Origin of the sequence: Apibacter sp. ESL0432 (genome assembly GCF_019469225.1) — a bacterium.
GTDB lineage: Bacteria > Bacteroidota > Bacteroidia > Flavobacteriales > Weeksellaceae > Apibacter.
This window is the reverse complement of sequence record NZ_CP048266.1, coordinates 941528-957737: the sequence shown is the minus strand read 5'-3', so window position 1 is coordinate 957737 and position 16210 is coordinate 941528. Positions and strand designations below refer to the sequence as shown.

Here is a 16210-nt window from a genome sequence, read left to right as displayed (position 1 = left end):
TATTAAATTTACGTTACTAATTTCTTTACAATGAACATAGTTAAATGTTTAAAAAACTACTTTACATTTACTAATTATGCTAAACATGTAGAAAAAGATGAAGCAAATTATCCTCATGAAATTCTCTTATCATATAGGATTATGGACCATCCTTTTGTTTCTTTAGAACGATTAGCTAATCAGATGCTATGGATACAAAATTCACTTTCTAATGTAGTAATTAAACCCAATCAGGTATTTTCTTTTTGGAAAGTTTTAGGTGATCCCGTTCATATGTTACACAATTCTGATTCAACATTCTTATATGAAATATACAGCAGTATTATTTACCATCTGGCACTAATAAGTGGATTAGCAATACTTGAGAGACATCCTTCAACGGTAGATCATTTCACTGAAGATCAAAGAATATATCCGTTAGGTGCGGAAGCATTAGTGTTATATAAATCCAGAGATTTAAAAATTAAAAACGGTTATGCTTTTCCTATAAAATTTAATTTTCAATTTAAAAATCAAATTTTGAATGGATCTATTTTAAGTTCAGAAAAAATAATACGTAACGAAGTAGTTTTTACCAATAGAGATTTTAAAAATTTCAAGGAAGTTTTAACTCGAATAAACCGTAGAACTACAGAAGTTTCCTTTTATAAAAAGAAACTATAAAAATATAGCTTCATGTATTCTAACATGAAGCTACGTTTTATAAAAATTTTTATTAACTGTTTAAATTTAAAAACTTTTTATCTATGAAATCATGAATTGAATCTTTCAAAAACTAAAATTTCTTGTCCATTATTATAAAATGATAAAATTGAATCTCCTTCTCTAATTTCATCAATACTTTGCATAGCATTTAAAAATTGAGATTCATCAAAATCACAAGGCAATTCAGTTGAAGATAATCTTGATAAATTAAAGATAGTATTCTCCCAAGTATAGTAGGCAGTAAATTTGTTACAACCTGTTGTTCCGTAAATTTGTTTCCAAGGTTCATCAAATCTCATTAAGGGTAAATTTTCGTATAAATCAGAAGCATTTTGAGAATTCAATCTAACTAATCTCCATTTCACTACATTCTCATCACCTAGATAAACCATTATTTTATCTAGTTTGCCCTTAGGTTTTTTAGTTGTATTAGTTCCTTGATCCTCTACTTTTATAGTAATTACATTATCTGCGTCATCGATTGTATCGGTACTTATAGTAACTTCATCAATCGGTTGATTTATTTGAACTTCGTTATAATCTTTCAATGCTTTTTTTGATGTTCCACAGCTAGTGATTAAAAATAATGGAAATAACCCTAAGAAAATTAAATGAAAATCTAATAAACTTTTTTTCATAATATTTAAGAATGTATTGTACGATTAATTAACTTTTTGAGCATAATAAATATTAGGTAAAGATATAAAAAACCTGCAATAACAACTATTTTTTTTATATTTTTTTTTCAAACAAAAATAAGATTTAAGTTTCAAAATTAATTTTATTTTGTTGAATTAATTGACACAAAATAACTTAAGCTTTATATGGGTCAAAAATTTTTATTTGAAAGTACTATGAATGAGTAAGGATTGAATACTATCATATTTATATATTTGTAATATTCAAGACAATAATACAGACTAAAAGTAAATAAATTATTCTCTATGCATCTAACCGGACAACTAACCAAAATGATAACCGAATATAATTCTCCTATTCAGTATTATCTAAATTTTAATGATGAAATACTTATTATAAATCAACTATTAGATAAAAAAATCAAAATACGATTTGATCATTATAAATGTCTGGGATGTGGTTTGGATAAGGAAATATTTGCCATGGGATATTGTAAGGATTGCTATTTTACTTCTCCCTATGCAGGAGATTGGATCCTAAGACCTGAATTATCTAAAGCCCATTTAGGCATGGAAGACAGAGATTTAAGTGTTGAATCTCAAGCTCAACTCCAGCCTCACATAGTTTATTTAGCAAACTCCGGTGGAATTAAGGTTGGTGTCACAAGAAAATCACAATTACCTTATCGTTGGATCGATCAAGGGGCCGAGTATGCCATAAAATTAGCAGAAACTGAAAATAGATATGAAGCAGGAGTCATTGAATCCATTCTTAAAAAGCACGTTTCAGATAAAACCAATTATAGGAAAATGTTGAGAGAATCAGTTCCCTATATAGATTTATCAATTGTGAAAAATGAGCTTAAAACATTTATACCCGAACAATTAGAAAATTATATTTTAGAGGATAACGAAATTTTTAACTTTCAATATCCAGTAATCGCATACCCACATAAAGTAAATTCGGTAAACCTTAAAAAGGTTTTTGAATTTGAAGGAATTCTAAAAGGTGTTAAAGGTCAATATTTGCTTTTTGATAATAATATGGTGTTTAATGTTAGAAATCATGAGGGATTCGTAATCGACTTAATCCTTTGATTTTACTAAAGATAATTCATTATCTATCAACCTGTTATTATATTGTTGAATATACGATTTTATTTTTAATTCAAGTTTTTCTTTAGGATAATTTGAAATTGAATGTTGTAATAAACTGTCTGTTGTATAATCATATACACGTAAAATCTTTTTACCGTCAAAAGTAACATAATACTGATTGATTAAAAATCTATAAATACCCTCATTAAAATTGGCAACCACTCGATCTTTACTTTCAACGGGATTGCCAAAAGAAAAAATTTGTCCTTTATAACCCAGATAATTCAAAACTTCAGGGTAAATATCAATTTGACCCATTAATTTATTTTCTGTTTCCTTTAATTTAGAATTAGAAGGATCAAATAATAATATAGGTATTGAATAATTACCAATTTCTGTTAAAAAATATTCAGGTTTTGCCCCTCCTCTACTTGTATGATCGGGAGTTAAAACAAAGACCGTATTAGTATACCATTCTTGTTTTTTGGCATTTTCAAAAAATTTTCTTAAAGCAAAATCGGAATAAGCAATACTCTCGTGAATATCTCTGTTTCCTTTAGGAAATTTATTTTTATATTGTTCTGGAATGGTATAAGGAGAATGTGAAGAAACGGTAAAAATAGTTGAAAAGAAAGGTTGTTTAAAAGTATTAAATTTTTTTAGTGTAAACTGTAAAAATTCTTCATCAAAAATCCCCCACACTCCATCATATCCCCCTTTTTCCGTATATTCATTTTTACCAAAATAATTATCATAACCGGAAATACGGGCAAATTCATTGAAATTTTGACTTCCATTAAATGCGCCGTGAAAAAATGATGTATTATATCCTTCTTTTTTTAAAACAGCATTAAATCCATCGATATGATTAAAGGAATAAGGTGAAGATATATAAGAAACTTCCATAAGACAAGGTATTGATGTAATTACTGATGGTACTGCATCAATTGATTTTAATCCATTAGCAAAAGCATTGGTATAATACCTGCCCTCTGTAAGTAAAGAATCTAAAAACGGTGTTAATTTCCTACCTTCAAATTGTTGGTAAATATTTTCTTTTCCAAAACTTTCCAAAATAATAATTACTAAATTCTTTTTATTAAAAATTCCATCCGAATTGATATCTATTATTGGTTGATAAGTAGTTTTTAATTGTTGAGGGGTAAAATAATTCTTCTTTTTTAAATTATCTTTTTTATTTATAGTTTTAAAAATTGTAAAAGTTGTGTTTAATACCACTGCGGTATTTTGGGGATAATCGGTATAATTTATAGCATCAACCGTTTTAATTGGAGCTCTTTGGATTCCTCCTCTTCCCAATAATATAATTAAGCCGACAAATAATAAAAAAACTAATGAGCTCACGAAGATCCCTTTCCATCCGTTTTCTTTTTCTTGTCTGTATGATGTTTCAGGAATAAATTTCCAAAAATAAAACATAGCCACTAAATATCCTAAAAACATATACCAATATTGAGCTAAGAATACAGGAATTAGTCTGAGTATATCTCCTTCCATACCGGAAGCGGTAATCAATGCATAGGTACTTCTTTTATTAGTATATATATAATATTTTATATCAATGAAATTGACTCCTATAAAAAAAGCATTGATTAAAAAAAATAATATTTTTAAACTTTTTTGAAAGGTACGATTATACTTGAAGTTGCCCGGAATCGTACTTAATATAATTATGAGTATATTACTTAAAAAAATTGCTGCCAAATCAAATCGTAAACCTCCTAAAAACTCCGATAATCCTATGTTTTTGAAAAAATGAAAATTGAACACATAGAAAATTGCTCTACAGAGTTGGTAACAAAAAATTAAGAGCAAGATTCTAAGCAATAACTGTTTTATGCTTAATTTATAATTCATAATAGCAAGTGAATAGTTAGTAATACAAAATTATATAATTTTTCATCAATTTAATCAATAAAATTTGTCTTTTTTTAATAATTTGATACTGATTCTGAGTATAACATAAAAAATTTAATCTCATTCCATATTTTTTTCCTAGTTTTGTCTTTCTAATTATTAACTATGGCTGAATATAAACTTATATTACCTCCTATGGGAGAAGGTATAATGGAAGCTACAATTACCGGATGGGTTAAGAATGAAGGAGATTATGTAGAAGAGGATGAAACTATTGTTGAAATTGCGACAGATAAGGTCGATTCAGATGTCCCTTCCTCCATTTCGGGAAAACTACTAAAAAAGCTCAAAGAAGTAAATGATATTTGCAAAATTGGAGAAGCTTTTGCTATATTAGAAATTGAAGATACTGATGAAAAATCATCTGCTGTTTCTAAAACCGAAATATCTTTAAATCAGGATGATACTTTAACAATCAATACATCTATAAATGTACCTAATATAACAGCTGAATTAGAAAAACCTTTGGTTTCTAATTCTGAACTACATAACAGTAATGCTTCTAAAAGTACGTATTATTCACCCTTAATTAGATCTATTTGTAAAAAAGAAAATATTTCTCAATCGGAATTAGATTTATTACAAGGTACTGGATTAAACGGTAGAATTACAAAAGAAGATATTCTTTCCTATTTAAAAAGTAGAAATCTTTCCGCTACCATAAAAGTATCACCTATACTGGAACCGGTTCATAATAGCCCTAAAGTATCAGAAAATACATCTGATACCTCTATATTAAATTCTTCTCCTTCCATATCGGATGGTGATGAAATCATAGAAATGGATCGAATGCGTAAGCTTATTTCTAAAAATATGCTGCAAAGCAGACAAATTTCGGCTCATGTTACTTCATTTGTTGAAGCAGATGTTACCAATATAGTACTTTGGAGAAATAAAAATAAAGATTCTTTCTTCAAAAATGAAGGAGTAAAGCTCACTTTTATGCCTATGTTTATTCAGGCAATTGTTAAAGCAATAAAAGATTTTCCTATGATTAATATCTCCGTAGATGGGGATAGAATTATAAAAAGGAAAAATATTAATATAGGTATAGCAACTGCTGTTCCTAATGGCAATTTAATTGTTCCAGTTATAAAAAATGCAGATCAATTAAGTTTATCCGGGCTTGCAAGATCAATAAATGATTTAGCAAATCGTGCAAGAAATAATCAGCTAAAACCGGAAGATACCAATTGTGGAACGTATACTTTGAGTAATATTGGAAGTTTTGGAAACCTTGCAGGAACGCCGATCATCAACCAACCTCAAGTTGCTATTATGGCTGTTGGATCGATTGTTAAAAAACCGGCAGTTATTGAAACTCCACAAGGAGACATGATAGGTATACGCCATATGATGATTATCTCACATACCTATGATCACAGGGTCATAGATGGAGCTTTAGGAGGTGCTTTTGCTAAAAAGGTTTCTGATTATTTAGAAAAATTTGATCCTAATACAAAATTTTAAAGTGAAAAATATTTAAAAAATTAATTGTAGCTTGTGAACATTCATTCAATACAATATTATATACTGCTAATTATATTTAGTTGCCTTTTGAGCAGTTGCGATAAGAAACAAACAATAAAATCTTCTACCCAAACTGATTCTTTATCTGTATCTTCTTCAATTAGGGATACTTTACCTAAGAAATTTATCGGTACTTATCAAGGAAGTATTTCATGTGATGATTGCGAATTTGTGGTTCTGACTTTAGATCAAAGTAATACGTATAAGTTAAAAATTCAACTTTTTACTGACGAAGATTCTAAAGGATCAATTATTTATGAACAAGGTAATTTCAATTGGGATAGAAAAAATTCAACGATAGCTTTAGATAAGTTTGGTTTTAAATTTAAAGCTTTTGAAAAAAAACTGTACTATCTTGACAATACAGGTCAATACGATACCGAAGAATATTTAATTAAACAATAATCTATATAAATAATCAAGTAAGTTTAATATTACTTGATTATTTCATTCTCAATAAATTTTGTCGATTTTTTGAAATAAATATTTAAAATTCTAAATCATAATTAGAGATAGATAAACTTATTAAAATATTTTTTTCATTAAAGTAAAAAGTAGTATAAATTTTATCTGACACTACTTTATACGTAGGTTGTTTCGTGTTTTTAAATTTTATTAAACGCTTAGCATATATTTTTTCAATGGAACTTAGAGAAGATTGATGTAAGACAATTGAATTTGATAATTCCACTGAATTGATTCCTCCATAATTGAAACTAACCAATGAAATTTTATCATTACTTCCTAATCGCCCGCCACCCTCTGATATTGCACTAATTTGAAAACCATTCGTGAAATCCCAAGTATAAATGTTTCCTGAACCTTCGATGGGTTCTGCACCCGTATAAGTAGCTATAGTATTTATTGCCTCTATTTTTTGCGGTAATTTAAATCCTTTAGCAGTAAAAAATAATTCTTTAATTTTAGCCGCAGATTTGGGACCTAAAATAAGGCTTTTCTTTTTTAATTTAGTAGTTGTTATTCTATTGGTTTTATTTTGTGAAAACAGCTCTCCGCTGTTTAAAATCATTAGTAGAGTGAAAACGAATACAATTTTTTTCATTATAATTATTTTAGTATCTTACAATATATCTAATTTTTTTGGCTTTAAGATTACAATTTCAAACGGTAACGTCTGTTTTAGCCTATTGTTTGAATCCATTAATTTATGGAACAAACATTTGTTTTATTTTATAAGTAAACTTTGAAAAAATAGAGGTAAAAAAATACTTGTTTTCCGTCTGATTAGTAGTGAAACTAATAAGAGCTACAAGACTATGATCATTATCGGCTAATTTTAAAAGCTTGATTATGATTTTTTCTTTATCTAAAGATGGTAAAAACTTTATACATTTTAAATTTTCAATTATAATTTGCTTACGAACTTCTTTATCACTTTTTAAAAGTAAGAAGTTGATATTTTCATCAGACAATAATTTTTCCAACCCTGAATATAACGCATTTTTACTTATTTTATTAATGCCTCTATCATAAATGAATTTACGAATATCCTGAAACTTTTTTAAAAAAATATAAGGTGTAATGGGTTGAGAATAAGAAGATATTTTTTTTCTGTACCTTACGTCATAATTTTTACGAAATTCTTCATTAGATAAAATATGATATGCTTCGTTAATATCTATAAAAAGCTTTTCATTATCTTTATTATTTAAATTCCTGTCAGGATGATATTTAAGAGCTAATCTTCTATAAGATTTTTTAATTTCCTTACGCGATGCAGTCGGATCGACTTCTAATATAGTATAAAAATCTTTCATTATTTTAGGCTACAATCAGTATTAAAAAGAACATTCGGTACAAATATAAGCTATTTAAAATACATTTACACCGATTGATAAACATTTAAACGAAAAAAGACTATTTAAAAATAGTCTTTTTATAGGATATAAGATAGTTATAATTACTACGATTCACAGCTGCTGCAATTAACCAAATTAACCACCAACTCTTTAGCCACACTTTGACTTCTTTGATAATAAAGAGTTTTAATACCTAATTTCCAAGCTTCTATTAATAATCGGTTTACCTCTTTTACCGGAAGTTCAGCAGGTATATTTAAATTTAAAGATTGGGATTGGTCCACATATTTTTGTCTTATAGAGGCCTGTTGAACAATTTCCAATTGGCTGATTTCTTTAAAAGTTTTGAAAACTTGTTTTTCTTCATACGATAAATCTTTTAAATGTTGTACACTTCCACCATTTAGCATAATACTTCTCCAAGTGTCTTCATTATTAATATTTTTCTCCGTAAGAAGCATATCCAAATACTTATTTTTACGCATGAAATTACCTTTGGAAAGACCCGCTTTGTAATAATTGGAACTGAACGGCTCTATCCCCGGCGATGTTTGACCTAAGATCGCAGAAGATGAAGTGGTTGGCGCAATAGCCAATAAAGTAGAATTTCTTCTTCCGTAACCTTTTAATAATTCTGGTTCTCCGTAAATTCTGGCTAAATCTTCAGTTGCTTTATTGGACTTATCCTGCAAATATTTAAAAATCTCAACGGTCTTTTGTTTAGCAACCATTCCTTCAAAAGGAATCATGTTTTTTTGCAAATAAGAATGCCATCCTAAAACTCCCAAGCCTAGTGCTCTGTGCTTTTTAGCAAATTTATTTGCGGGTGACAAGTAATAATTACCTTCTGTTTTTACAATAAATTCCTGTAAAACGGCATCCAAAAAGAATACGGCTAATTTTACTGCTTCCGTGTCTTTCCATTCATCATATAATTCCAAGTTCATGGATGAAAGACAACATATAAAAGATTCTTCTTCTGTGGAAGGAAGCATAATTTCTGAACAAAGATTAGAAGCATGGATAACCATTCCTTTATCTTTGTATACTTGTGGTTTATTTTTATTAATATTATCAGTAAAGAATATATAAGGTAAACCTTTTTGTTGACGACTTTCTAAAACTTTAGCCCAAATTTTTCTTTTATCAATATCCCCGTCAATCATTTCCTGCATCCAATAATCAGGAACGCATATACCGAAAAATAAATTTTGAATCGGATTTCCTATATCGCGGATGGATAAAAATTCTTCAATATCGGGATGATCAATATCCAAATAAGCAGCAAAAGCTCCTCTTCTCACTCCCCCTTGAGATATGGTATCCATGGCAGTGTCAAATAATTTCATGAAACTTACCGCTCCACTACTTTTGCCATTATCCGAAACCGCTGATCCTCTTTCTCTTAAAGCTCCAAAATAACCGGAAGTACCTCCGCCAATTTTGGTCTGCATGATTACTTCTCCTAATTTATGAGTTATTCCTTCTATACTGTCAGGAATATGAACATTGAAACATGATATAGGCAATCCTCTTTCTGTTCCCATATTTGCCCATATGGGTGAGCTTAAACTCATCCAGCCCCTTTCAATCATTTCCTGAAAAGCTTCTTTTAGTTCAGGTTTGTATAATCGTTGAGCTGCAGCGGAAGTAATACGATCAATTGCTCCTTCAACCGTCTCTCCCTTTAGAAGATACCCCCTATTTAATATTTGTTCACTTTCCGAATTTTTCCACCAAAGTTTTTCGCTCATAATATATATTAATCTAATCTTTTAACCATTAATTCTAATTTACCTTTTAATCCGGTTTCATTATTTACTGCCATTCTTCTTAAAAAATACCCGTTATCTTTTCCTTCTTCATCAATAAAAGGCATTTCATATATTTCAGATAAAGAAAATGCTCGAAGATATCCTGAAATTATTTCTACTAACTCTTCCCATATTTCTATATGACGATCTCTGTCTTCTAATTTGGTAGCAATTTCTCTTTCGATAGTTGCATTAAAATCAAGATATATAAAATTGGCTTTAATTAAATAAAAATCTCCCATTTAAAATAAATCGTTTTCAGTTATACTTTTATCATATTTGGTATATTCGGTAGGTCTTTTCGCAAAAAAGTCGTCCAAACTATTGGCAAATACTTCCTCTTCAAACCATGCCATAGGTTTATATTGCTCTGGTGTAACATGATACAACCGTTCCATTCCTATTTGTTGTAAGCTTTCATCTACCCTGAATTTCATGAAGTTTAGGAGATTTTCTTTTTCAATTGAGTTTACTTCTCCTTTCTCAAATATCCAATCTAATATTTTACCTTCAATGATGATTGAATTCTTAACGGTATCTTGAATGTGCTTAATGGTATCTTCATCAAAAAAGTCGGGATATTCTTCTTTAATTTTATTAACTAAATAGATTCCCGCATTGGCATGAATTTGCTCATCTACCGAAGTCCAACCAATGATATTGCTAACATTTTTCATCAGACCTTTAAATCTTGTAAATGATAAGATTATAGCAAATTGACTGAATAAAGAAACATTTTCAATAAGAATAGTAAATAAAATAAGTGATACTACGTATTTTTTTCGATCATCGGATTTAGCATATTTTAACGCATTATCTAAATATTCCACTCTTTCCCTGATAACGGGAATTTCCAACAACTTTTCGAATTCATTATTATATCCCAAAACCTCCAACAATCTGGAGTAAGCTTCTGAATGTCTAAATTCACATTCCGCAAAAGTACTTCCTAATCCATTGAACTCCGGCTTTGGAAAATGCTGATATATATTTCCCCAAAAACTTTTAACAGCGACCTCAATTTGGGCAATTGCTAATAAACTGTTTTTGATTGAATTTCGCTCTCTGTCTTCTAAATGCGAATGAAAATCCTGTATATCGGCAGTAAAATCTACTTCTGAGTGTACCCAATAGGCATGATTAATTGCCTCAGTAAATTGTAAAATTTCAGGGTATTCAAAAGGCTTGTAATTAATTCTTCTATCAAATATTGACATAATCCTTAATTTATTTTTCTTTTTTTAATAATTTTTACTTTATTTTTAAAAGACAGAAAATTCTTTATAAGAGCCGGTCTCGTGTATAATTTTTAACATATACAAACTCTTATATTCAAATTTTATAATCTTATGATTTTTATAATTAACTTTCTTTCAATTAATTAATTCTTTTGTTTTAGGCACTTACTATGTATTTAAAATTAAAAATATTTAACATATTTGACCCTAGAGAATTTCAAAAGATATTAAGAAGTTATAAACACTGAATTTTATTTTGAATTGAAAAAACAAGTTTTTTAATTCCTCGAATCAGTTCCCCATTTTAATTTTTCCCGAAGATTTTTAAAATAAGAATAATTATTATACTTGACTATTTTTATTTTAAATGGTGCTTTTTTTATGATTATTTCATCGTCTATTCCTACCGTATTATACCGTGAATCCAGACATAAAGAATATTTTTCCGATCTACTATGAACTTTCAACCGTATTTCTACATCATCTTTTAAAATTAATGGTCTTACATTTAAATTGTGCGGACAGATTGGAGTGATAACCACTATATCGGCTTTAGGATAAATGATGGGACCTCCACAACTTAATGAATAGCCCGTTGAACCGGTAGGAGTTGATATAATTAAACCATCTGCCCAAAAGGTATTCAGAAATATATTATCTACATAGGCATCTATGGTTATCATTGAGGTTGTATCCTTACGCATTACTGCTGCTTCATTTATGGCATAAGGCAAGAATTTATGAAAATTACTTTTCACTTCTAATACGGAACGTTCACTTATGGTGCAATTACCATCTAAAATATGGGGCAATTCCTTCAAAAATTCATTTTTCTGGAATGTGGCTAAAAATCCTAATCTTCCTGTATTGATTCCCACAATCGGAATATTAGATCCTTTAATATAAGCAACAGTAGACAAAATAGTTCCGTCTCCTCCAAAAGTAAATAATAATTTGGTTTCTTTAGGAAGCCCTTTCTTTTTGGTGAAAGGAATAAAGCCGGGATTTTTTAAGCCTAACATTTCTTCTAATTCCTTTACGTAGGATTCATATACATAAATGGTTATACCTTTTTTTTCTAGTTGTTGAAAAAAAGCCGAATAAAGTTCATAATCTTCTTTGTGAACTACTTTTCCATATACACCTACTATCATTGAATTATAATTAATTTATACTTCCATAAATTTTTGCAATTGATCAAATCTCTCTTTTAAAAGTTCTTGCTTGGAATCTTCAAAGTATTTGTTGGAAATTTGATATCCAAATCTCTCGAAAGTATCTCCAATGGAACTTATATTTTCTGCACTAATCTTAAGTACTATTTGAGTAGAGTCTTCATCGGTATTGACTAATAACATCCCTAATATCCTTCCATTATTGCTTTCTACTATATTTGCTATTTCACTGGTAGAATATTTTTTTATAGGAGTCGTTATGATCATATAAACTCCATATTCGGTAGTAAACTGAAAGGAGGCCAATTCATCAATAACTGTTTCTTCTAATACTATTCCTAAAAATTTTTCTTGGTAAGATAAGATTGGGATTATATTAGTTTCATTTTCGCTAAAAACGCGTAAGGAATCAAAAAGTATAGCACTATCAAGTAAATAGAACTGTTCTAAATCTAAAAGATGATCTTTTAATGATTCTGATTTATCTAAATCTCTAATGATATTTAAACCTATATTTCCTTTTACTCTTCCTTTACTTATAACAGGATAATGGCTTACTCCCAGATCAATCATCAATTGCTCTGCTCTTGCAACGCTGTCATTTTCATAAAGAGTTAATACATCATTTGAAATATAATTGGTAATTATCATTATGCTAAGATATAATAAGATTTTTGACTAACCAAAATTTTAAAATTTTGTTCATCTCTTTTTAATTATTTATTTAAGTACCTCTGTATAAGATAGTTTAATAAGATTTTTTATAAAATCATCCGTTAAATTTCCATTCATAAAAACTGTATTCCAATACTTTTTATTCATGTGATATCCGGGTTGTATTTCCGAATAATTTTCTCTTAACTCCAATGAATATTCTGCCTCACATTTTAAAATTATTTTAAAATCCGGATCATATAGATTAGTTAATGCAAACATCTTACCTTTTACTTTAAAAACTAAAGTTTTTTCATCAAAAGGCAAACATTCTTCCACATCTGATAATTGTAAACAATACTCTCTAAATTCTTCAATATTCATAGATTGATTAGCTTAAATTTTAAAAATTTTAAATTTAAGATAAAAAATTAGATTATAAGATTTCATATTAGTACATTTGAATGAAATGCTATAAATTAGTTATCATATGAAAAAAATATTTTTTATAGTTTATTATATTTTGATAAGTTTATCTCTTTATTCACAAAAAACATTTTTAATTAAACATTTTGATTCTGATTTTTATGCAAAACAGTGGGCCGGCTTTTATTTATATGATCCTGTGCAAAAAAAGGAAATTTTTAATTATAATGGTAATAAGTATTTTATTCCGGCATCCAATGTAAAAATTTTTACCTTATATACCGGATTGAAATTAATTTCTGATTCTATACCTTCCCTAAAATATGTTTCCAAAAATGACACGCTTTATATTTGTGGAACAGGAGATCCAACTCTATTGGAACCCTATTTTAAACAAAATAAAGTAATTGAATTTTTAAAAAATCGAAAAGAAACTATAGCTTTATTTACAAAAAATTTTGATGATACTATCTACGGCCCCGGTTGGTCTTGGGAAGATTATAAAGAATATTTTTCACCTGAACGCACTTCTTTTCCTATATACGGAAATTTAGTAACTATTTCTTCACCAACTCAAGTATATCCCTCTTATTTTATAAATTTTGTACTATTGGACCATAAAGAAATTGTAAGAGATTTAAGAAAAAATAAGTTTCATTACTCCGATAATAAAAAAATGGAGATACCCTTTATTACTTCCGATTCGTTAACTAAAATACTACTGGAAAGGGAACTAAATAAATCCGTTTATTTAACCGAAAAATTTCCTGTTGAAAAACCTTCCTATTTATATAGCATACCCTGCGACAGTTTATACAGGAGAATGATGGTTGTAAGTGATAACTTTTTAGCAGAACAAATTCTTCTGATGGGAAGTCTTTCCATTTCAGATAAACTTAACAGTTCCTCTGCAATACATCATATGTTGTCTTCTTATTTAAAAGATTTGCCACAAAAACCCAGATGGGTGGATGGATCCGGTCTTTCCAGATATAATAATTTTACTCCTAAAGATATGGTTTATGTTTTAACTAAGCTCTATGAAGAAATCCCGTATAAAAGATTAATTTCTTTATTTCCGGCAGGAGGTGTTAGTGGAACTTTAAAAAATAATTATAAAGGGAATCCGCCGTATATATTTGCAAAAACAGGAGGAATGAAAGGAGTATCAAACCTGAGCGGATATTTAGAGACCAAATCGGGAAAAGTATTGATATTTAGCTTTATGAATAACAATTTCCAAGATCCATCCGGAGAAATAAAGAAACAGATGGAAGAAGTATTGGTACATGTGAGAGATTTTTATTAATCAATGTTTTACAGCACATGTGGATATTTGCGTAGGAATATTTCTGCTAAATTCTATTCCAAATCCAAGTTCTCCGTAATCATTCCTCCCCCATCCCCATAAGCTCCCATCTTCTTTGATGCCTATACTATGCTCAAAACCGGCGGAAACTGTTTTCCATTGGGAATGATCCAATAATACGGGGAGATTTTTATTAACTTGGGTTCCGTCTCCTACTTGTCCGCTATTATTCTTTCCCCATCCCCAAAGTGAACCGTCTTCTTGTATGCCTAAGGAATGGTATTCTCCTGCAGCAACCATTTTCCATTTAGAATGACCGATACGAACAGGAAAATCCTTATCCCGATTGGATTTATCACCTAATTGGCCAAATTCATTGTATCCCCAAGCCCAAAGGCTACCATCTGCTTGAATTCCTAAAGTATAGTCAAATCCGGACGTAATGTATTTCCATTTACTGTAACCAATTCGTACAGGAATTGTAGAATATTTAAATTGGTCAGTCCCTAACTGACCGTCTTCATTATTACCCCACCCCCACAATGTCCCGTCTTCCTGTATTCCCATACTATAATTAAAACCGGCCGTTATAAACTTCCATCTTGCATTTCCTATTTTAATTGGTTTATTTTTATCGTCGGTGGTGCCATCTCCTAACTGACCTTCTTCGTTGCTTCCCCATGCCCATAAAGAACCATTTTCTTTTATAGCTAATGAGTGATATTCTCCGGCGGAAACACTTTTCCAATTGGAATGATCAATTTGAACCGGATAAATTTTAGTAAAATTTGTACCATTACCCAGCTGACCGTTTTCATTCAATCCCCAGCCCCATAAAGAACCATCTGATTTTATACCTAATGAATGATTGTAACCGGAATACACTGATTTCCATTTTTTGGAAGGATCCACTTCGGCAGGAAGAGATTTATTTTGGTCGGAGCCGTCTCCTAATTGGCGTTTATCATTTTTTCCCCAGCCCCATAAGGTGCCATTATTTTGTATACCTAAACTGTAATAATTTTTTACTGAAATTAATTTCCAGCAAGCATTAATTTGTGCATTTACATCAATAACATATATACCTGCAAATGCCAAAACTATACAAATAAATTTCATACAACTTTTGCTTCCCTGTTTTTAAGCGTACGTAACGGTAAATATAAATTTCTCAATCAGTAATTGAGATTTACTTATCAAAATAAATTTATATTATAAACAAAAGTTGTATGTTATTTATTGTTATATAAACAATTTTTTTATTTTATATCTTTATTTTTTACTGTGAAGTGAGCTTCTAAATCAATTTCTCCACCTAATAAAGCTGCAGAAGTGGCTTCAGGGTCTTTTTTTGCCGGTTGATGAAGTAAATAAATATATACCGTTGAAAAAGCTTGATCCTCTACGGTCCAGACCGTATGATGTCCTAACTTTCTGCCTAATGTATCAATATTATCATGATCAGCATAGGTAATGCTTAACCCTTTAGAATCAATCTTCTGATAAAATACAAAATGATCATCGGCATCTTCAATAAAAATTTCATCGGTCACATCGTGTAAATGATTTTCATGTTGTGAATAAAATTTTATTTCAACATTATACGTTCCTGTGGGTAAGCTAATATCCGTAATCGGTATTTCGGTGCTTCCTTCCGGTACTTCGTAAACATATTCTCGAATTAAATTTGGGTCTGAACTATTTCTAAATTGCAATATCACCTTTGACATTTCATCGTGATCGTGTTCCGGTAAAGAATTTAAAATGTCATCTCTGTCATGAGAAGAACAAGAAAAAATAGTAACTAAAAGTAAGGTTAACGGTAACCAATAGATTAAATTTTTAATTTTCATATATGTATTGTA

General features: G+C 29.4%; 17 protein-coding genes. 5 read left to right on the top strand and 12 right to left on the bottom strand.

Annotation, left to right across the window (positions count from 1 at the left end; translation table 11 throughout):
- The first annotated feature begins 30 nt into the window (after positions 1 to 30).
- Complete coding sequence (locus tag GYM73_RS04005; protein WP_220234216.1) at positions 31 to 663, top strand: VanW family protein; 633 nt, start codon at positions 31 to 33, stop codon at positions 661 to 663.
- Positions 664 to 752: 89 nt separating this feature from the next.
- On the opposite strand, the gene GYM73_RS04000 is transcribed toward GYM73_RS04005, so the two are convergent.
- Complete coding sequence (locus GYM73_RS04000) at positions 753 to 1343, bottom strand: META domain-containing protein (protein ID WP_166003473.1); 591 nt, start codon at positions 1341 to 1343, stop codon at positions 753 to 755.
- A 306-nt stretch (positions 1344 to 1649) separates the two neighbouring features.
- Here GYM73_RS04000 and GYM73_RS03995 point away from each other — a divergent pair, with 306 nt between their 5' ends.
- Positions 1650 to 2441 (top strand): DUF2797 domain-containing protein, encoded by a 792-nt coding sequence (locus GYM73_RS03995; protein WP_220234215.1) that lies wholly within the window; start codon positions 1650 to 1652, stop codon positions 2439 to 2441.
- Here the strand turns inward: GYM73_RS03995 and GYM73_RS03990 are convergent.
- Positions 2430 to 4232 (bottom strand): LTA synthase family protein, encoded by a 1803-nt coding sequence (locus GYM73_RS03990; RefSeq protein WP_220234214.1) that lies wholly within the window; start codon positions 4230 to 4232, stop codon positions 2430 to 2432. The genes GYM73_RS03995 and GYM73_RS03990 overlap by 12 nt on opposite strands.
- Positions 4233 to 4484: 252 nt before the next feature.
- Between GYM73_RS03990 and GYM73_RS03985 the strand changes: the two genes are divergently transcribed.
- Positions 4485 to 5849 (top strand): dihydrolipoamide acetyltransferase family protein, encoded by a 1365-nt coding sequence (locus tag GYM73_RS03985; protein ID WP_220234213.1) that lies wholly within the window; start codon positions 4485 to 4487, stop codon positions 5847 to 5849.
- Between the two features lie 87 nt (positions 5850 to 5936).
- On the top strand, positions 5937 to 6314 hold the full coding sequence (locus GYM73_RS03980; protein WP_220234212.1) for a copper resistance protein NlpE N-terminal domain-containing protein: 378 nt from the start codon (positions 5937 to 5939) through the stop codon (positions 6312 to 6314).
- Between the two features lie 82 nt (positions 6315 to 6396).
- Here GYM73_RS03980 and GYM73_RS03975 read toward each other — a convergent pair whose 3' ends face one another.
- The 8 genes from GYM73_RS03975 to GYM73_RS03940 form a co-directional block, all read right to left on the bottom strand.
- The gene (locus tag GYM73_RS03975) at positions 6397 to 6972 is read right to left on the bottom strand and encodes a hypothetical protein (protein WP_220234211.1); all 576 of its coding nucleotides are present in this window, start codon (positions 6970 to 6972) and stop codon (positions 6397 to 6399) included.
- A 103-nt stretch (positions 6973 to 7075) separates the two neighbouring features.
- Positions 7076 to 7687, bottom strand: a complete 612-nt coding sequence (locus tag GYM73_RS03970; RefSeq protein ID WP_160556530.1) for a J domain-containing protein — start codon at positions 7685 to 7687, stop codon at positions 7076 to 7078.
- A gap of 146 nt (positions 7688 to 7833) precedes the next feature.
- Positions 7834 to 9483 (bottom strand): ribonucleoside-diphosphate reductase subunit alpha, encoded by a 1650-nt coding sequence (locus tag GYM73_RS03965; RefSeq protein ID WP_105297435.1) that lies wholly within the window; start codon positions 9481 to 9483, stop codon positions 7834 to 7836.
- Between the two features lie 8 nt (positions 9484 to 9491).
- Positions 9492 to 9785, bottom strand: coding sequence for a hypothetical protein (locus tag GYM73_RS03960; protein WP_160542245.1), 294 nt, complete (start codon positions 9783 to 9785; stop codon positions 9492 to 9494).
- Positions 9786 to 10760, bottom strand: coding sequence for a ribonucleotide-diphosphate reductase subunit beta (locus tag GYM73_RS03955; RefSeq protein ID WP_160542246.1), 975 nt, complete (start codon positions 10758 to 10760; stop codon positions 9786 to 9788).
- A 299-nt stretch (positions 10761 to 11059) separates the two neighbouring features.
- Complete coding sequence (locus GYM73_RS03950) at positions 11060 to 11935, bottom strand: NAD kinase (RefSeq protein ID WP_160556528.1); 876 nt, start codon at positions 11933 to 11935, stop codon at positions 11060 to 11062.
- Between the two features lie 15 nt (positions 11936 to 11950).
- A complete protein-coding gene (locus tag GYM73_RS03945; protein ID WP_220234210.1) occupies positions 11951 to 12607 on the bottom strand; it encodes an HPP family protein in 657 nt (218 codons plus the stop codon).
- A 69-nt stretch (positions 12608 to 12676) separates the two neighbouring features.
- Positions 12677 to 12994, bottom strand: coding sequence for an MmcQ/YjbR family DNA-binding protein (locus tag GYM73_RS03940; RefSeq protein ID WP_220234209.1), 318 nt, complete (start codon positions 12992 to 12994; stop codon positions 12677 to 12679).
- A gap of 106 nt (positions 12995 to 13100) precedes the next feature.
- Here GYM73_RS03940 and GYM73_RS03935 point away from each other — a divergent pair, with 106 nt between their 5' ends.
- Positions 13101 to 14345 (top strand): D-alanyl-D-alanine carboxypeptidase, encoded by a 1245-nt coding sequence (locus tag GYM73_RS03935; protein WP_220234208.1) that lies wholly within the window; start codon positions 13101 to 13103, stop codon positions 14343 to 14345.
- Here the strand turns inward: GYM73_RS03935 and GYM73_RS03930 are convergent, their stop codons facing one another.
- Positions 14346 to 15464, bottom strand: coding sequence for a hypothetical protein (locus GYM73_RS03930; RefSeq protein WP_220234207.1), 1119 nt, complete (start codon positions 15462 to 15464; stop codon positions 14346 to 14348).
- Positions 15465 to 15604: 140 nt separating this feature from the next.
- Positions 15605 to 16198: a hypothetical protein gene (locus GYM73_RS03925; RefSeq protein WP_220234206.1), complete on the bottom strand. Its 594-nt coding sequence runs from the start codon at positions 16196 to 16198 to the stop codon at positions 15605 to 15607.
- Between the last annotated feature and the right edge of the window lie 12 nt (positions 16199 to 16210).